The following is a 16,616-nucleotide window of genomic DNA, read 5'->3' as shown; positions in this document are numbered from 1 at the left end:
GGAGAAGAAATCGTGAAGCGGACAGTATTCGAAGAGGAGCACGAGGCGCTCCGGGAATCCACCAGGCAGTACATCGAGCGTGAGCTCGTCCCCAATGCCGAGAAGTGGGAACAGGAACGCATGGTCGACCGGTCGGCGTACGTCGCCGCCGGAAAGTACGGCCTGATCGGGTTCAACATGCCCGAGGAGTTCGGCGGCGGTGGGTCGGACGACTTCCGGTTCAACGCCGTGATCGACGAGGAGATCGCCCGCTACGGTGGCCCCGCGCCGGCGCTGAGCCTCCAGAACGACGTCGTCGCACCGTATTTCAAGCACCTCGCCAATGACGAACAGAAGGCGCGGTGGATGCCGGGCATCGCCAGCGGTGAGCTGATCCTCGCCGTCGCGATGACCGAGCCCGGTGCCGGCAGTGACCTGGCTGGCATTCGCACGTCCGCCGTCCGCGACGGCGACGACTGGATCATCAACGGCTCCAAGACCTTCATCTCGGCGGGCATCAACAGCGATCTCGTCGTGACGGTGTGTCGCACCGATCCCGAGGCCGGGCACAAGGGCTTCACGTTGTTCGTCGTCGAACGCGGGATGGAGGGCTTCACCCGCGGCCGCAAACTGGACAAGATGGGCCTGCACTCGCAGGACACCTCGGAACTGCATTTCGAGAACGTGCGGGTCCCGTCGGCCAACATCCTCGGCGAGGAAGGCCGCGGCTTCTATCACCTGATGCAGAACCTGCCGTCGGAGCGGCTCGGCATCGCGATCTCCGCGATCGCCGGTGCGCGCGAATCCTGGCGCCAGACACTGCAATACGCCAAGGACCGCAAGGCCTTCGGCCAGCCGATCGGCAGCTTCCAGCACAACCGTTTCCTGCTGGCGGAGATGGACACCGAACTCGACGTCTGCGAGCGCTACATCGACCGGTGCCTGGAGGGCGTGCTCGACGGCGACCTGTCCGCCGTCGAGGCGGCCAAGGCCAAGTGGTTCTGCACCGAGACCGCCAAGAAGGTCATCGACGGCTGCGTGCAGCTGCACGGTGGCTACGGCTACATGATGGAGTACCGCGTCGCCCGCGACTACTGCGATGCGCGCATCCAGACGATCTTCGGTGGCACCACCGAGATCATGAAGGACATCATCGGCCGCGACCTCGGTCTCTAGTCGGCTCGGCCGACGCGGCCTGTAACCCCCACAAAGCCAATCGGCGCCCCTGCACAACGTGGTGCAGGGGCGCCGATTTCGTTTGAATGTGTTGGCTACCGCGCGGCCGACGTGGTGGTCGGGGTCGCCGAGGTCGACTCGGCGGCGCTCGGCGCTGCGGAGGTCGACGTCGCGGTGGTGGCCGAGGTCGAGGTGGAGGTCTCGCTACCCGCGGCGGTAACCGGGGCCGGGGCCTCAGCCAGGTCCAGCACGGTGTCGATCACGTAGATGCGGGCGTTGCTCGCCTCGATCGCGCCACACACCAGCTTGGCGGTGTCGTTGACCTTGATGTCGCCGCCGTCGCCGGTCACCTTGATCTGGGTGCCCTGCTGCGTCGGACGCTGGCCCTTGACGGTGTCATTGCCCAGCACGCCCAGGAACACGTGGTAGTAGTCCAGGCTCGTCAGCGCGGCCGGGTCGGCCTTCAGGGCCTCCAGCTTGGCCGGGTCCAGCGCCGCGAAGGCTTCGTTGGTCGGCGCGAACACGACGTACGGGCCGTTGTCCAGCACGCTGGTGATGTTCACGGCGGGGTTCAGGCCGCCGGAGATCGCCGAGTTGAAGGTGCTGATCGCCGGAATGGCGGCCAGCGCCTGGCTCACCGGCTTGTTGACCAACGTCTTCAGGTCGGGCATGCCCGTCTTGACCTTGTCGCAGCCGGGGCCCTGGGGGTCCACCGTCTTGTTGGTCGGCGGCGGCAGCGGCGGCGGGTCCGCGTAGGCGGACACTGCCAGCGGCAGCGATGCGGTCAGGGCGGCGACGGCCGCGGTTACGCCCAGAAATCTGCTGGTGCGAGTCTTCATGGTTCGGCTCCTCAGCTGTTCATGACGCGCACCCCGCCCGACCGGGGAGACCCCATCCGGGGCGTGGCGCCCGTCGAATGGTAATGGCTGGCGCTGGGAAACAGCAAAATCAGCTACCGGCGGTCCGGTTTCGTCAGGCAGGGCTGACCTGCACTTTTCGGACGCTGAAGCACAGCAGCGCGGCGACCGCGCACAAGCCTGCCGCGAGTTGAAAGGCCAGGTCATAGTTACCTTGCAGATCGCGGAGCCAGCCGGCGGCGGCCGCGGCGATCGCGGCGCCGACCTGATGCGCGGCAAACACCCAGCCGAACACCACCGGGGACCGATCACCGAAGTAGTCGCGGCACAGCGCGATCGTGGGCGGCACCGTGGCAACCCAGTCCAGGCCGTAGAAGACGATGAACACCCAGGTGCCCGGGTCGGCGTGCGCGGAAAGCAGCGAAGGCAGCAGCATCAGCGAAATCCCGCGTCCGACGTAATACACAGTGAGCAGCAGCCGCGGATCGACCCGGTCGGTGAGCCAGCCCGAACAGACTGTGCCCGCCACGTCGAGAACGCCGATCGTGGCCAGCAGCCCCGCGGCGACCGTCGTCGGCATGCCGTGGTCGCCTGCGGCAGGGATGAAGTGGGTGCCGATCAATCCGTTGGTGGTCATGCCGCAGATCGCGAAGCTGCCCGCGAGGAGCCAGAACACGGGCACCCGCGCGCCGACGACGAGCCCGTCGAGCGCGGACCGGAAGCCGTTGGTCGGCGCCGCCGTCGGCGCAGGAGGATGGTGGCGCATGACGATGAGGACGGGTGCGACCACCGCGAACGCGGCCGCGGCGACGATGAGGCAGGCCCAGCGCCAGCCGTGATGGGTCGCGACCTCGGCGACCAGGGGCAGGAAGATGAGTTGCCCGGTGGCGCTGGCTGCGGTCAGCACGCCGGTCACCAGACCGCGGCGTTCGTCGAACCAGCGGGTGGCGACGGTCGCCACGAAGCCCATCGAGATGCAGCCGGTACCGATGCCGACCAATACGCCCCAGCACGCCACCAGCTGCCAACCGGACGTCATCCGGACCGACAGTGCCGAACCGGCGGTGATCAGCCCCAGCGCCACCGACAGCACCGGCCGGACGCCGAATCGGTCCATCAGCGCAGCCGCGAACGGAGCGGTGACCCCGAACAGCGTCATGTTGACCGACATCGCGAGGCCGACCGTGGCGTGCGACCAACCGAACTCATGGTGCAGCGGGGTCATCAGCACGCCGGGGACCGCCCGGAAGCCGGCAGCGGCCAGAATCGCCAGGAAACTGACGGCGGCCACCGCCCATGCGGCGCGAGTCGGCGCAGTCGTCGAGGTGAGCGTCACCGCACCACTCTGGCCGGTGCGCCACGGCCAGGCCAGTGGCAGAACCGACACGAACCGCACAGATTGAGCCACGATCCCGGCCGCAGCGGCACGCGACCTAAACTCTGCCGCATGTCAGGACCGTTGATTCTTCCCATCCAGGGCCACGCGCCGCAGCTGCACGACGAGGCGTGGGTCGCGCCGACCGCATCGGTGCTCGGCCAGGTGACGCTCGCCGCGCGGGCCAGCATCTGGTACGGCACCACGCTGCGTGCCGAGTTCGAGCCCATCGAGATCGGTGAGGGGTCCAACATCCAGGACGGCTGCACGGTGCACGTCGACCCGGGCTTCCCGGTGAAGGTCGGCGCCGGCGTAAGCGTCGGGCACAACGCGGTCCTGCACGGCTGCACCGTCGAAGACGGTGCCCTGGTGGGCATGGGGGCCATCGTCCTCAACGGAGCGACGATCGGCGCCGGGTCGCTGGTCGCGGCCGGAACCGTTGTGCCGCAAGGGTTCGTGGTGCCGCCGGGCACCATGATCGCCGGGGTGCCGGGCAAGATCCGTCGCGAGCTGACCGAAGACGAGATCAACCACAACCGCATCAACGGCCAGGTGTACGAGCACCTGCTCACGCTGCACCGCGGCTAGTTCGACCAGGGATTTGTGCACGATTTTCCGCGCCGGGCGCGGAAAATCGTGCACAAATCACAGGGGGTGGGCCAGTTCGTCGGCGCGCATCCTGGCCACGCCCCAGGCGATGGCCGTCAGCACCAACGGCACCACGCCGGACACCACGAAAATCCATTGCATCGGAACGATTTTCGACAGCGGGCCGACGATCGCGTAGGACACCGGCAGGAACACCAGCGAGACGAAGAAGTCCAGGCTCGAGACCCGGCCCAGCATCTCGGTCGGTACCCGCATCTGCAGCAGCGTTCCCCAGATCACCATGCTGGCGCCCTCGCCGATGCCGACGAGGAACGTCGCGGCGAGCATGACCGGGAACGACCACGTGCTGCCGACGACGACGAGTGGCAGCGCGCCGAGGCCCCAGATCACCATCATCGCGGTCAGGTAGTGCCGCGGCATCCGCGCGGCGGAAACCGCAAGTGCGCCAACGGCGCTGCCGATACCGAACCCGGCCATGATGAACCCGTAGGCGCGCGGGCCGTCTTCGAAGCGTCGTTCGGCGATGAACGGCACCAGCACCTCGATGGGTCCCAGCACCACCAGCACGTAGACGCTGGCGACCAGCAGGGTCCACAGCAGCCACGGGGTGCGGGTCATGAACCGGAAACCGTCACGCAGATCGTGCAGGACGTGCTTGTGCTCGACCGGTTCCGCGTCGGCCCGGACGGTGCTCGGCCGGGTGGCCACCAGCAGCACCAGGCCCACGGCGAACAACACCGCGACCGTGGTCGCACCGATACTCGGGAACGTCAGCCCGACCAGGACGCCGGCGGCGGCCGGGCCGATCGCCTGCTGCAGCACCGGGCGCACCACGCCCTCAATGCCGTTGGCCGCCAACAGTTGTTCGGCAGGCAGGATGCGGGGGAGCAGCGCGCTGTAGGCCGGGAAGAAGAAGGCCGCGGCGATGCCGAGGCAGGTCGCCGCCACCGCCATGTGCCAAATGCGCAGCGCCCCAGTTGAACTGAGGACAGCGACGGCCGTCACCGCGGCGAGGTTGACGGTCTCGACGGTGATGATGATGTTTCGTCGGTTCAGCCGGTCGGCCGCGATGCCACCGACCAACACGAAGCACACCAGGCCGGTACCCAGGCAGGTCGCCACCAGAGACAGCGCGGCCGGATCGTTGTCCAACGCGATGACCTGCAGCGCGGCCACGACCGTCCACATGCCCTCGGCGAAGATGGACAGCGAGACGGCCGCGATGAGCAGGCGGTATTCGCGGAAACGTAAGGGCGCGAACACCCGCCAGCGGTCAGTGGTCCGCGGTTCTGGCGTTTTGACGTCGAACTGGGAACTCACCAGTCCATCGTCCCGCGCCCGTCAAGCGATTTAGGCCGTACGTCGGTATGAGCCATTGCCGCGAATGTGCAACCAGATCACCGGATCCGCGAAATCGACGCCCTGGTTGCACACTCGCGAACCCGCCGAAACGCATGACTCCGCGACTGTGCAACCAGAGCGCGTCAACCGCGGATCTGGTGATCTGTGCGCACGCTCGTGGTGTGGACCCGTTCGCTACACGTCGGTGTAAACCGGCAGCCGGCGCTCCTGGAAGGACGCCACGCCCTCGCGGAAGTCCGCGGCGTTCAAAAGCTGGATCTGCCCGGCGGTTTCGCGGGCGAACGTGTTGTTCAGCTCGGTCAGGCTGGCGTCGTTGATGGCCTGCTTGGTCTTGCGCAGGGCCACGGCCGGGCCGGACTTGAGCGCCATGAGAACCCGGTCGACCTCGGCGTCGAGCTCGTCGGCCGCGTGCACCGAGCTCACCAGCCCGGCGGCGAGCGCCTCGGACGCGGGCAGCTTCTCGGCCAGCAGCGCCATCCGCATGGCCCGGGCGCGGCCGATCGACGCGGCGACCAGAGCCGAGGCACCGCCGTCGGGCATCAGGCCGATCTTGGTGAACGCCAACAGGAACGACGACTTCTCCGACGCCAGGACGATGTCGCACCCGAGGGCCAGCGACACCCCGACGCCGGCGGCGACGCCGTGCACCACCGCGACCGCGGGCTTGGGCAGGTTCACCAGCGCCGCGACCGCACGGTTGGCGGCGTTCAAGACGGCGGCGGCATCGAATTTCTTGGCGTCCTGGTCCTCGGCACTCAGGCCCGCGCCCGAGCAGAAGCCCCGGCCCGCACCGCCCAGCCGGACCACCTTGACGTCGGGATCGGTCGCGGCCTGGAGCACCGCGTCGCCGAGAAGTTCGAGCATTCCCAGTGACAGCGAGTTCAACGTGTCCGGCCGGTTGAGCGTCACGGACAACACGCCGTCATCCAGTGAGACGGTCAGATCGTCGGATCCGGTGTAAGTCATTCAGTACCCCAGTTTCATGGGCGGGCCAGATGCCCGCACTAGACAGACTTCGTTATACAAGTAAGCTATGTCGCGGTCAATAGAACTGGGCTCAAACCGATCGACCAAGAGGTGCATTTAGATGGCTGGACCACTGCAGGGACTGCGCGTTGTCGAGTTGGCCGGCATCGGCCCCGGGCCGCACGCGGCGATGATCCTGGGTGACCTCGGCGCCGACGTCGTGCGCGTGGAGCGCCCGAGCAAGTCCGGCAAGCCCAGCGGCGACTCGATGCTGCGCAACCGCCGGTCCGTCACCGCCGACCTGAAGAGCGACGAAGGCCGCGAGCTGGTACTGAGCCTGATCAAGAAGGCCGACGTTCTCGTCGAAGGCTTCCGTCCGGGCGTCACCGAGCGGCTGGGCCTCGGCCCGGAGGATTGTGCCGCGGTCAACGAGCGCCTGATCTATGGCCGCATGACCGGGTGGGGCCAGACCGGTCCGCGCGCCCTGCGGGCCGGCCACGACATCAACTACATCTCGCTCAACGGACTGCTGCACGCCGTCGGCCGCAAGGGCGAACGTCCGGTGCCGCCGCTGAACCTGGCCGGTGATTTCGGTGGCGGGTCGATGTTCCTGCTGGTCGGCATCCTGTCGGCGCTGTTCGAGCGGCAGACCTCAGGCAAGGGCCAGGTGATCGACGCCGCGATGGTCGACGGCTCCAGCGTGCTGATGCAGATGATGTGGAGCTTCCGCCGGCAGGGGATGTGGAGCGACGAGCGCGGCACCAACATGCTCGACACCGGCGCGCCGTACTACGACACCTACGAGACCGCCGACGGCAAGTACATGGCCGTCGGCTCCATCGAGCCGCAGTTCTACGCCGAGCTGCTGGCCAAGCTGGAACTCGACCCGGCGGCCCTGCCCGGCCAGAACGACGTCGCCCGCTGGCCCGAGCTGCGCGAGATCTTCACCAATGCGTTCAAGGCGCAGACCCGGGACCACTGGACCAAGGTGTTCACCGGCTCGGACGCGTGCGTCAGCCCCGTCCTGAGCTTCGCCGAGGTCGAGACCGAGCCGCACATCGCCGAGCGCGACACCTTCTTCCGGTTCTCGCCCGACGACGGCGACAACCTCGAGCCGATGCCCGCGCCGCGGTTCTCCCGCAGCGTGCCGAGCGTTCCGACGCCGCCTCGCGTGCCCGGTTCCGACACCGAGTCGGTCCTGCGCGACTGGGCCTGAGGCGCCCCACAGATTTCCGTAACAAGAAGGGAATTGCATCAATGCAGATCAAAGATTCCGTGGCCGTCGTGACGGGCGGCGCGTCAGGCCTCGGCCTGGCGACCACCAAGCGCCTGCTCGACGCCGGCGGCAGCGTCGTCGTCATCGATCTCAAGGGTGAGGACGTCGTCGCCGAGCTGGGCCCGCGCGCCAAGTTCGTCGCCACCGACGTCACCGACGAGGCCGGCGTGAGCGCGGCGCTGGACGCGGCCGAGGAGATGGGCCCGGTCCGCATCAACGTCAACTGTGCGGGCATCGGCAACGCCATCAAGACCCTGAGCAAGGACGGCGCCTTCCCGCTGGCCGGTTTCCGCAAGGTCGTCGAGGTCAACCTGATCGGCACGTTCAACGTCATCCGCCTGTCGGCCGAGCGCATCGCCAAGACCGAGGCGGTCGACGGCGAGAAGGGCGTCATCATCAACACCGCTTCGGTGGCGGCGTTCGACGGCCAGATCGGTCAGGCCGCGTACTCGGCGTCCAAGGGCGGCGTCGTCGGCATGACCCTGCCGATCGCCCGCGACCTCTCGCGTGAGCTGATCCGCGTCTGCACCATCGCCCCGGGCCTGTTCAAGACCCCGCTGCTGGGCTCGCTGCCGGAAGAGGCGCAGAAGTCCCTCGGCCAGCAGGTGCCGCACCCCGCGCGCCTCGGTGACCCCGATGAGTACGGCGCCCTGGCGCAGCACATCATCGAGAACCCGATGCTCAATGGTGAGGTCATCCGTCTGGATGGCGCGATCCGGATGGCGCCGCGATGAGCATCAAGACGAAATTCACCGAGGCGTTCGGTGTCGAGCACCCGATCGCCCAGGGCGGCATGCAGTGGGTCGGTCGCGCGGAACTGGTTGCCGCCGTTGCAAATGCGGGCGGCCTGGGTTTCATCACCGCGCTGACGCAGCCGACGCCGGCGGATCTGGCCAACGAGATCGCCAAGACCCGCGACCTGACGGACAAGCCGTTCGGAGTGAACCTGACGATCCTGCCGTCGATCAACCCGCCGCCGTACGACGAGTACCGCAAGGTGATCGTCGACGCCGGCATCAAGATCGTGGAGACGGCCGGTTCCAACCCGGGACCGCACCTGCCGATGTTCCATGACGCGGGCATCAAGGTGCTGCACAAGTGCACCTCGGTGCGCCACGCCGTCAAGGCCCAGAGCCTCGGCGTCGACGGCATCAGCATCGACGGTTTCGAGTGCGCCGGTCACCCCGGTGAGGACGACGTGCCGGGCCTGGTGCTCATCCCGGCCGCGGCCAAGGAGATCGAGATTCCGATGATCGCCTCGGGTGGTTTCGGTGACGCCCGCGGCCTGGTGGCCGCACTGGCACTCGGCGCGGACGGCATCAACATGGGCACGCGCTTCATGTGCACCGTCGAGTCGTGCATCCACCAGAACGTCAAGGAAGCCATCGTGGCGACTGACGAGCGTGGCACCGAGCTGATCTTCCGCAGCCTGCGCAACACCGCGCGCGTGGCGTCCAACGCCGTCTCGCGTGAGGTGGTGGAAATCCTCAAGGGCGGCGGCCAGTTCGAGGACGTCAAGGATCTGGTGGCCGGTGTGCGGGGCCGCAAGGTGTTCGAGAACGGCGACCTGGACGCCGGCATCTGGACCGCGGGCACCGTCATGGGTCTGATCCACGACATCCCGACGTGCGACGAGCTGATCAGCCGCATCGTCGGGGAAGCCGAGGAGATCATCACCGGGCGGCTGGCCCGGATGGTCGGCGCGGGCGAAGCCGAACTCGCCGGCGTCTAGCCGCAATTCATGCGCTGAGGGCCGTGACTCCCACCGGGTCACGGCCCTCACTGCGTTCGGTGGCGGCCGGCGGGGTAGCTTTTGGCCAAAGGCGACCCGCGTTAAGGACTTTGATATGCAGCGCAGCTTGTTCGAGGTAGATCACGACGACTTCCGTGCCTCGGTGCGCGAATTCGTCTCTCGACACATCGAGCCAAATGAAGACAAGTTCATCGAGCAGCGCTACATCGACCGTGAGGTGTGGCTGGAGGCCGGCCGCAACGGGTATCTGGGGCTGGAGGTGCCCGAAGAGTACGGCGGTAGCGCCGCGGGCGATTACCGCTTCAACACCGTTCTGTGCGAAGAGCTTTCGCGGTCCAGTGCCGCCGCGGCGTCGGCGTTCACCATCCATTACGACTGCGCCGCACCATATCTGGTCACGCTGACCACCGAGGAACAGAAGCGGCGGTGGCTGCCGAAGTTCTGCACCGGCGAGATGATCACCGCTATCGGGATGACCGAGCCCTCCGGTGGATCGGACCTGGCCGCGTTGAAGACCACCGCGGTCAAGGACGGGTCCAGTTACATCATCAACGGCTCGAAGACGTTCATCACCAACGGGACCCAGGCCGACATGGTGATCGTCGCCTCGAGAACCGCACCCGAAAAGGGCTCCAAGGGCATCACGCTGTTCGCCGTCGAAACGGGCATGCCGGGGTTCACGCGCGGGCGCAAGCTGGACAAGGTGGGCCAGCCCGAAGCGGACACCGCGGAGCTGTTCTTCGAAGACGTCCGGGTCGACGAGTCGGCGATCATCGGTGAGGTCGACCGGGGCTTCATCCACATGATGACGTTGCTGCCCCAGGAGCGGATCAGCGTCGCGGTGGCCAACCTCGCCCACGTCCGGCGGATTCTGGAAGACACCGTCGAATACGCCAAGGAGCGCAAGGCGTTCGGCCAGGCCATCGGCTCCCTGCAGTGGAACAAGTTCCTGCTCGCTGACATGGTCACCAAACTCGATGTGGCGCAGGCCTATGTCGACAACTGTGTGATGGCGCACCTGAGCGGCCAGTTGACCGCCGTCGACGCGGCGAAAGCCAAGTACTGGAGTTCGGTGGTGCAGAACGAAATCCTGGACAACTGCGTCCAGATCCACGGCGGCTACGGCTTCATGAACGAGTACCGGGTCGCGCGGGCTTGGAAGGACGCCCGCGTCACCAAGATCTGGGCGGGCTCGAACGAGATCATGCGCGAGGTCATCGGTCGCGACCTGGGGCTGTAGATGGCTGTCGGGTGAGCCGGGACCCGAGCCCGGACACACAAAAAGCCACCGACCGTATTGGTCGGTGGCTTTGACGCTGGTGATCACCCCAGCGAGTCCCTGCGTGCACGCGATTTCAGTGCACGGGCGTCGCGCCTCGGCGCGGCGTCAGACTCGCGGGTGAACCCGCGGAATCAGACAGCCTCGGCGAGGTCGGGGAACTGCTCGGACGTGTCACCCTCGATCAGGACGTCCCCGTGGTACAGGGCATCGAAATCTACTTTGATGACATCTGCGTTGGTGTCGTCGATCCACATGTCTATGAGGCTATGGGTCGCTATTAAGAAATCATTGAGTCACGATTCGGAAAACGTTGGCAATTCTTACCGCTGGGTAGGTTGGCCTACTCCGACCCCCAAGTGACCCGTGGGTAGCTCACATTCCGCAAGGTCGCAGGTGATCTTGATGTGCGGACAGCGGTCCTGGTCGCGGCTTAGTTCACTGGCCAGTAGCAAACATGATGACGGTCACCGCGGTAACGCCTGGTGGGCGGTGTGAACCAGACGTCAATAAATCTCGTGACCAGGGGTGAGTGAGCATTGACAGGTCTGAGTTATCGACGATAACTTAGCGGTGTTAGCAGAAGGGGACTGCATGCTGAACCGCATCGCGCTGCTGGCCATCGCCGCGCCGAAGAGAATTCTGGCCGTCGCGGGGCTGGTCCTGATCGCCGCGGCGATCTTCGGTGTCCCGGTCGTCAAGACCCTGCCCGCGGGCGGCTTCCAAGATCCGAAGTCCGAGTCGGCACAAGCCAGCCGGCTGCTGGCCACCAAGTTCCACCAGGGCGACATGCCGATGCTGGTTACCGTCACGGCGCCTGACGGGGTCCACGGCCCGGCGGCTTCCGCGGCCGCCCGCGAGATCGTCGACCATCTGAAGGCTTCGCCGCACGTCGCCTACGTGTCTTCGGCCTGGACGGTGCCGCCGGCCGCGGCCGGGGAATTGATCAGCAAGGACGGCAAGTCCGGGCTGATCGTGGCCGGCATGAACGGCGGCGAGAACAACGCGCAGAAGTACGCCCAGGAACTCGCCGACCAGGTCGTCCACGACCGGCCCGGCGTCACCGTCAAGGCCGGTGGCGGGGCGATCATCTACTCCCAGATCAACACCCAGACAGAACATGATCTGCTGCTGATGGAGTCCATCGCGATACCGCTCAGCTTCCTGGTGCTGGTGTGGGTGTTCGGGGGACTGGTCGCTGCAGCGTTGCCGATCCTGGTGGGCGGATTGGCGATGACCGGCACCCTGGCGGTGCTGCGGACCATCACGTTCTTCACCGACGTGTCCGTCTTCGCGCTGAACGTCGCCACCGCGCTCGGGCTCGCCCTCGCCATCGACTACACATTGCTGATCATCAGTCGCTACCGCGACGAGGTGGCCGAGGGCCAGCCGCGGGACCAGGCGCTGATCCGCACCATGGTCACCGCGGGCCGCACCGTGTTGTTCTCGGCGACGACGGTCGGCCTGTCGATGGCCGCGATGCTGATGTTCCCGATGTACTTCCTCACCTCCATCGCGTACGCCGGCATCGCGACGGTCGCATTCGCCGCCGCGGCCGCGGTGATCGTCACGCCGGCCGCCATCTGGCTCCTCGGCGACCGGCTCGATTCCCTCAGCCTGCCGCACCTGTTCCGGCGCGACACCACGCCCAAACCCGTGCAGGAATTGTTCTGGTACCGCGCCGCCAAGGCCGTGATGCGCCGCTCGGTCTCGGCGAGCCTCGCCGTCGTCGCACTGCTGTTGGTCCTGGGCGCGCCCTTCCTCGGCGCGAAGTGGGGATTCCCCGACGAGCGGGTACTACCGACCACGGCGTCGGCACACCAGTTGGGGGACCAGCTGCGCAACGACTTCGCCAACAACTCCGCCACCGACATCACGGCCGTCATTCCCGACGCCGCTGGGCTGAGCCCGGCCGCTTTCGATACGTACGCCGCCGATGTCTCGCGCGTCGCCGCGGTCACCGAAGTCTCCTCGCCCACTGGCACTTTCGTCGGCGGCCGGAAAGTGGGGCCGGCCGGTCCCGGCGCGGCGATCGTCGACGGCAGCGCCTTCCTGACGGTCGGCAGCAGCGCGCCGCTGTTCTCGGACGCGTCTCAGGCGCAGCTCGATGCGGTGCACGCCGTTCGCGGACCGGACGGGCGGCTGGTGCAGTTGGCGGGCGTCGCTCAGATCAGTCACGACAGCGTGCAGGCCGTCACCGACCGGCTGCCGTGGGTGCTGGCCGTCATCGCTGTCATCACACTCGGGCTGCTTTTCCTGCTCACCGGCAGCGTGGTCCTTCCGGTGAAAGCCGTTGTCCTCAATGTCCTTTCACTCACCGCGGCATTCGGTGCGCTGGTCTGGATCTTCCAGGACGGTCACCTCGGCGCGCTCGGTACCACGGCGACGGGGACGCTGGCATCCAACATGCCGGTGCTGCTGTTCTGCATCGCGTTCGGGCTGTCGATGGACTACGAGGTGTTCCTGGTCGCCCGCATCCGGGAGTTCTGGCTCGTCGAACAGGACAATGACGAGAGCGTCGCGCTCGGCCTGGCCCACACCGGACGGGTCATCACCGCGGCGGCGCTCGTGATGTCGATTTCGTTCGGCGCGCTGATCGCCGCGGAAGTGTCGTTCATGCGGATGTTCGGGCTCGGCCTGACCATCGCCGTCCTCGTGGATGCCACCCTGGTACGAACGGTGCTGGTGCCGGCGTTCATGCACCTGATGGGACGGTGGAACTGGTGGGCGCCGGCGCCGCTGGCGCGGCTGCACAAGCGCATCGGTATCAGTGAATCGGCGCCCCAGCTGTCGGAGTGCGGCGCGCGATGACAGCGGCCAAACGGCGTCGTGCCCCGCGCGGGTCCGGAGACCAGCTGCGCGACGAAATCCTGGACGCGGCAACCGAAATTCTCCTGGAATCGAACCAGGAGAAGGCGGTGTCCATCCGGTCCGTCGCACAGCGGGTGGGCGTCACCCCGCCATCGATCTACCTGCATTTCGCCGACAAGGACGCCTTGCTGGACGCGGTGTGCGGCCGGTACTTCGAGCGACTGGACGCCGTGATGCAGCAGGTGGCCGCCGAGCAACCGACGACCATCGACCGGCTGCGCGCGCAAGGGCTGGCATACGTCCGGTTCGCCCGCCAGAACCCCGAGCTCTACCGGATCGCCATGATGTCCGAGGGGCATCCGGACAGCGACGTGGACCAGGCCCTTAACACCGCGGCGTTCGTGCACATGCGGGATTCGGTGCAGGCGCTGATGGACGAGGGCAGCTATCCGGCCGGCGACGTGACGGTGACGGCGCTCGGGTTGTGGACGGTGGCGCACGGTCTGGCAGCGTTGTTCATCTCGCGGCCGTATCTGCCGTTCGGTGATCTCGAGGAGTTCGCGGACCGGGTACTCAGCGCCGCGTGCCTCGGTGGCATGGTGAGAGGACTGGGCGGACCGGATGTGGCGCCGCAACAGCTGGTCGAGCGACTGAAAGGCTCCTGACGATGACCGACACCTCGGTGGACAACCCGTTCTTCGCCCGCATGTGGATCGCGATGTCGTCGCGTGAGCGCAAGTTCATGACCAGACTGCGGCAGGAGAATCTGGCCGGGCTCCGCGGCCGGGTGCTGGAGATCGGTGCCGGAACCGGAACCAACTTCGCGTTCTATCCGGACACCGTGACCGAGGTGGTGGCCGTCGAGCCGGAGGTCCGGCTGGCGCCGCTGGCCCGGAAGGCGGCACTGACCGCGCCGGTGCCGGTGACGGTCCGCACCGAGACCGTCGAGAACTTCGACGGCGCCGATCTTTTCGACGCCGTGGTGTGCTCCCTGGTGCTGTGCTCGGTCGACCAGCCGGAAAGTGTGCTGCGGCAGGTGTATTCACGGCTCGAGCCCGGTGGTGAGCTGCGCTACTTCGAGCACGTCGCCAGCGGCGGGGTGCGGGGCCGGGTGCAGCGCTTCCTGGATTCGACGTTCTGGCCCAAGATTTCCGGCAACTGTCACGCACACCGGGAAACCGAGCAGAGCATCGTCGGTGCGGGTTTCGAGGTTTCGGATGCCCGGCGCGTGCTGATGCTGCCGGGCTGGGTGCCGCTGGCCGAGGTGGCGCTGGGCCGCGCCGTCAGGCCTGCTTGATCGTCGGCAGCAGTTCGGGCAACCGCTGCAACAGCGTCGGCAGCGCGGTGGCCGCGGTTTCGCGCAGGGATACCGTGGCCTGATCCGAGAACGGGGTCGGCTTCGGGTTCACCTCGATGACCGGAATGCCCTGCTGCACCGCGGCTTCCGGCAATGACGCCGCCGGGTACACCACCGACGACGTACCGACGGTGATGACCAGGTCGGCCGCGCTGACCGCGGCGACGGAGTTGTTCCACGCGTCGGAGGGCAGGTTCTCGCCGAACCAGACCACATTGGGCCGCACCAAGCCGCCGCAGTAGCACTCCGGCGGTTCGATGGCGATCTCGGGCTCCGGCATCGGCGGCAACGTACCTTCGAATTCGGCTTTGCAACTGTCGCAGTGGAAGTGGAACAGGCTGCCGTGCAGATGATGGACCCGTGTGCTGCCGGCGCGCTCGTGCAGGTCGTCGATGTTCTGGGTGACGATGTCGACCTCGGTGTAGTCCTGCCACGCAGCCACGGCCCGGTGGCCGTCGTTGGGGGACACGTTGCCCATCATGTGGTGGCGCCACAGATACCAGGCGAACACCCGCTCGGGGTGGCGGCGCCAGGCGTCCGAACTCGAGATCTCGTAGGGGTCGGTGTTGGCCCACAGTCCGGTCTCGGCGTCCCGGAAGGTCGGCACGCCACTGTCGGCGGACATCCCCGCACCGCTGAACACCGTCACCCGCATTGGACCACGTTATCGGGTCTTGGGTGATCTGGGCCACCTCGTCATCGGTCATACTCGGCTGGTGACCGATTTCGCTGAGTGGGTGCACCTCGACCCGCACGCGGGGCCGTTGTTCGACCAGCTGCGGCTGCAGATCATCGACGCGATTCGCGACGGCCGGCTGCCTGCCGGGACCCGGCTGCCCACCGTCCGTGACCTGGCCGGCACGCTGGGAATGGCGGCCAATACCGTCGCCCGGGCCTACCGCGAGCTCGAGACCGCCGGGGTCCTCGAAACCCGGGGGAGGTCTGGAACTTTCGTGGCGGCTGCCGACCCGGCTGCCGCGGCCATGGTGGACGCGGCCAATGCCTTCGCCGACACCGCCCGGGCATTGGGCGTGCTGAAAGCCGACGCGCTGCGGTATCTGGACGCGGCGTTCGAGTAGGGCGGGGTGCTTCGCGAGTGTGCGAGCAGAGCGCCCGTTTCGCGGATCCGGCGAGCTGTGTGCACATTCGCGCGCCAGTTCCTGGCCGCTGCGGGGCTTCGCATGAGTGCGCGCTGGGAGCTGTCGCAAAACGTGACATTGTCAGCCCTTGGTGACGGCTTTGACCTGGCACTGCCGCCGGAGGGTGGTGCGCAGGACGGGGATTGAACCCGCGGCATCCGTCTTATAAGGACGGCGCTCTGACCAACTGAGCTACCTGCGCATGCGCGCCCCTGGAGAGATTCGAACTCCCAGCCATCTGCGTCGAAAGCAGGTGCTCTTCCGTTGAGCTACAGGGGCATTTGGCGGAGGCGGCGGGAGTCGAACCCACAACCGCTGGACAGCGGCCACGGCTTAGCAAGCCGCTGCATTACCGTTCTGCCACGCCTCCGTGGTTGTCCGGGATGGGCTTGAACCACCTGCCTCCGCCGTATCAGGGCGACGCTCTAACCAGATGAGCTACCGGACATTGGGTCAGTGCCGCGGATTGCAGTCAGTGGGCGACTGCAATCCGCGGCGTTGTCGAAGTTGGGGTGTGCGACGGGACTCGAACCCGCTTCGCCCAAGCTCACAACCTGGGGCCTCGACCGCTTCGGCATCGCACACAGCGGAAGACAGAGGAGTCGAACCCCAGGGCTTTCACCCCGCGCCCGTTTTCGAAACGGGATGCGCCACCACGGCGCGCTGTCTTCCTGAAG

16 protein-coding genes and 6 tRNA genes are annotated in these 16,616 nt (G+C 67.0%); 10 read left to right on the top strand and 12 right to left on the bottom strand.

The genetic code is table 11. The features are described 5' to 3' along the window. The first annotated feature begins 12 nt into the window (after positions 1 to 12). Positions 13 to 1,155, top strand: coding sequence for an acyl-CoA dehydrogenase family protein (locus ACJH6J_RS24245; protein ID WP_406804643.1), 1,143 nt, complete (start codon positions 13 to 15; stop codon positions 1,153 to 1,155). Between the two features lie 95 nt (positions 1,156 to 1,250). On the opposite strand, the gene ACJH6J_RS24240 is transcribed toward ACJH6J_RS24245, so the two are convergent. Further along, complete coding sequence (locus ACJH6J_RS24240) at positions 1,251 to 1,994, bottom strand: fasciclin domain-containing protein (protein ID WP_346415171.1); 744 nt, start codon at positions 1,992 to 1,994, stop codon at positions 1,251 to 1,253. A gap of 133 nt (positions 1,995 to 2,127) precedes the next feature. Beyond that, positions 2,128 to 3,348 (bottom strand): MFS transporter, encoded by a 1,221-nt coding sequence (locus ACJH6J_RS24235; RefSeq protein WP_406804651.1) that lies wholly within the window; start codon positions 3,346 to 3,348, stop codon positions 2,128 to 2,130. A gap of 111 nt (positions 3,349 to 3,459) precedes the next feature. On the opposite strand from ACJH6J_RS24235, the gene ACJH6J_RS24230 reads away from it, so the two are divergent. Further along, positions 3,460 to 3,975, top strand: a complete 516-nt coding sequence (locus tag ACJH6J_RS24230) for a gamma carbonic anhydrase family protein (RefSeq protein ID WP_293018603.1) — start codon at positions 3,460 to 3,462, stop codon at positions 3,973 to 3,975. Between the two features lie 57 nt (positions 3,976 to 4,032). Here ACJH6J_RS24230 and tet(V) read toward each other — a convergent pair whose 3' ends face one another. Both tet(V) and ACJH6J_RS24220 read right to left on the bottom strand, forming a co-directional pair. Further along, positions 4,033 to 5,316 (bottom strand): tetracycline efflux MFS transporter Tet(V), encoded by a 1,284-nt coding sequence (gene tet(V) / locus ACJH6J_RS24225; protein ID WP_406804642.1) that lies wholly within the window; start codon positions 5,314 to 5,316, stop codon positions 4,033 to 4,035. A 216-nt stretch (positions 5,317 to 5,532) separates the two neighbouring features. Then, the gene (locus ACJH6J_RS24220) at positions 5,533 to 6,324 is read right to left on the bottom strand and encodes an enoyl-CoA hydratase (RefSeq protein WP_406804641.1); all 792 of its coding nucleotides are present in this window, start codon (positions 6,322 to 6,324) and stop codon (positions 5,533 to 5,535) included. 121 nt (positions 6,325 to 6,445) lie between these two features. On the opposite strand from ACJH6J_RS24220, the gene ACJH6J_RS24215 reads away from it, so the two are divergent. The 4 genes from ACJH6J_RS24215 (at position 6,446) to ACJH6J_RS24200 (ending at position 10,593) form a co-directional block, all read left to right on the top strand. After that, positions 6,446 to 7,540 carry a CaiB/BaiF CoA-transferase family protein gene (locus tag ACJH6J_RS24215; RefSeq protein ID WP_064860934.1) on the top strand — a complete coding sequence of 365 codons (1,095 nt, stop codon included), beginning with the start codon at positions 6,446 to 6,448 and terminating at the stop codon, positions 7,538 to 7,540. Between the two features lie 41 nt (positions 7,541 to 7,581). Further along, positions 7,582 to 8,334 carry a 3-hydroxyacyl-CoA dehydrogenase gene (locus tag ACJH6J_RS24210; RefSeq protein ID WP_406804640.1) on the top strand — a complete coding sequence of 251 codons (753 nt, stop codon included), beginning with the start codon at positions 7,582 to 7,584 and terminating at the stop codon, positions 8,332 to 8,334. After that, positions 8,331 to 9,332: an NAD(P)H-dependent flavin oxidoreductase gene (locus ACJH6J_RS24205; RefSeq protein ID WP_406804639.1), complete on the top strand. Its 1,002-nt coding sequence runs from the start codon at positions 8,331 to 8,333 to the stop codon at positions 9,330 to 9,332. The genes ACJH6J_RS24210 and ACJH6J_RS24205 overlap by 4 nt, the downstream gene beginning before the upstream one ends. 115 nt (positions 9,333 to 9,447) lie before the next feature. Further along, positions 9,448 to 10,593 carry an acyl-CoA dehydrogenase family protein gene (locus ACJH6J_RS24200; RefSeq protein WP_346415165.1) on the top strand — a complete coding sequence of 382 codons (1,146 nt, stop codon included), beginning with the start codon at positions 9,448 to 9,450 and terminating at the stop codon, positions 10,591 to 10,593. A 173-nt stretch (positions 10,594 to 10,766) separates the two neighbouring features. On the opposite strand, the gene ACJH6J_RS24195 is transcribed toward ACJH6J_RS24200, so the two are convergent. Then, positions 10,767 to 10,889, bottom strand: a complete 123-nt coding sequence (locus tag ACJH6J_RS24195) for a hypothetical protein (RefSeq protein ID WP_020099274.1) — start codon at positions 10,887 to 10,889, stop codon at positions 10,767 to 10,769. 337 nt (positions 10,890 to 11,226) lie between these two features. On the opposite strand from ACJH6J_RS24195, the gene ACJH6J_RS24190 reads away from it, so the two are divergent. The 3 genes from ACJH6J_RS24190 to ACJH6J_RS24180 are packed head-to-tail and all read left to right on the top strand — an operon-like array spanning position 11,227 to position 14,740. Next, positions 11,227 to 13,443, top strand: coding sequence for an MMPL family transporter (locus tag ACJH6J_RS24190; RefSeq protein WP_346415164.1), 2,217 nt, complete (start codon positions 11,227 to 11,229; stop codon positions 13,441 to 13,443). Further along, entirely contained in the window at positions 13,440 to 14,108 is a 669-nt protein-coding gene (locus ACJH6J_RS24185; protein WP_406804638.1) for a TetR/AcrR family transcriptional regulator, read from the top strand. The genes ACJH6J_RS24190 and ACJH6J_RS24185 overlap by 4 nt, the downstream gene beginning before the upstream one ends. Before the next feature lie 2 nt (positions 14,109 to 14,110). After that, positions 14,111 to 14,740, top strand: coding sequence for a bifunctional 2-polyprenyl-6-hydroxyphenol methylase/3-demethylubiquinol 3-O-methyltransferase UbiG (locus ACJH6J_RS24180; RefSeq protein WP_064859959.1), 630 nt, complete (start codon positions 14,111 to 14,113; stop codon positions 14,738 to 14,740). On the opposite strand, the gene ACJH6J_RS24175 is transcribed toward ACJH6J_RS24180, so the two are convergent. Then, entirely contained in the window at positions 14,727 to 15,455 is a 729-nt protein-coding gene (locus tag ACJH6J_RS24175; RefSeq protein ID WP_406804637.1) for an NAD-dependent deacylase, read from the bottom strand. The genes ACJH6J_RS24180 and ACJH6J_RS24175 overlap by 14 nt on opposite strands. Positions 15,456 to 15,516: 61 nt before the next feature. Between ACJH6J_RS24175 and ACJH6J_RS24170 the strand changes: the two genes are divergently transcribed. Next, positions 15,517 to 15,879: a GntR family transcriptional regulator gene (locus tag ACJH6J_RS24170; protein ID WP_406776022.1), complete on the top strand. Its 363-nt coding sequence runs from the start codon at positions 15,517 to 15,519 to the stop codon at positions 15,877 to 15,879. 185 nt (positions 15,880 to 16,064) lie between these two features. Here ACJH6J_RS24170 and ACJH6J_RS24165 read toward each other — a convergent pair. From ACJH6J_RS24165 to ACJH6J_RS24140, 6 genes are all read right to left on the bottom strand, one after another. Continuing rightward, positions 16,065 to 16,141 (bottom strand) — tRNA-Ile (locus tag ACJH6J_RS24165). Positions 16,142 to 16,146: 5 nt separating this feature from the next. Beyond that, positions 16,147 to 16,218, bottom strand: a tRNA-Arg gene (locus tag ACJH6J_RS24160). Positions 16,219 to 16,221: 3 nt separating this feature from the next. After that, positions 16,222 to 16,309: transfer RNA gene (locus ACJH6J_RS24155), tRNA-Ser, on the bottom strand. Between the two features lies 1 nt (position 16,310). Continuing rightward, positions 16,311 to 16,387 (bottom strand) — tRNA-Ile (locus ACJH6J_RS24150). A 60-nt stretch (positions 16,388 to 16,447) separates the two neighbouring features. Continuing rightward, positions 16,448 to 16,524: transfer RNA gene (locus ACJH6J_RS24145), tRNA-His, on the bottom strand. A gap of 2 nt (positions 16,525 to 16,526) precedes the next feature. After that, positions 16,527 to 16,611: transfer RNA gene (locus tag ACJH6J_RS24140), tRNA-Ser, on the bottom strand. Positions 16,612 to 16,616: the final 5 nt, after the last annotated feature.

Source organism: Mycobacterium sp. SMC-18 (assembly GCF_045310895.1).
In the GTDB taxonomy this organism is placed as follows: Bacteria; Actinomycetota; Actinomycetes; order Mycobacteriales; family Mycobacteriaceae; genus Mycobacterium.
Note: the sequence above shows the minus strand (reverse complement) of the source record. Positions and strands in the feature narration are given on the sequence as shown.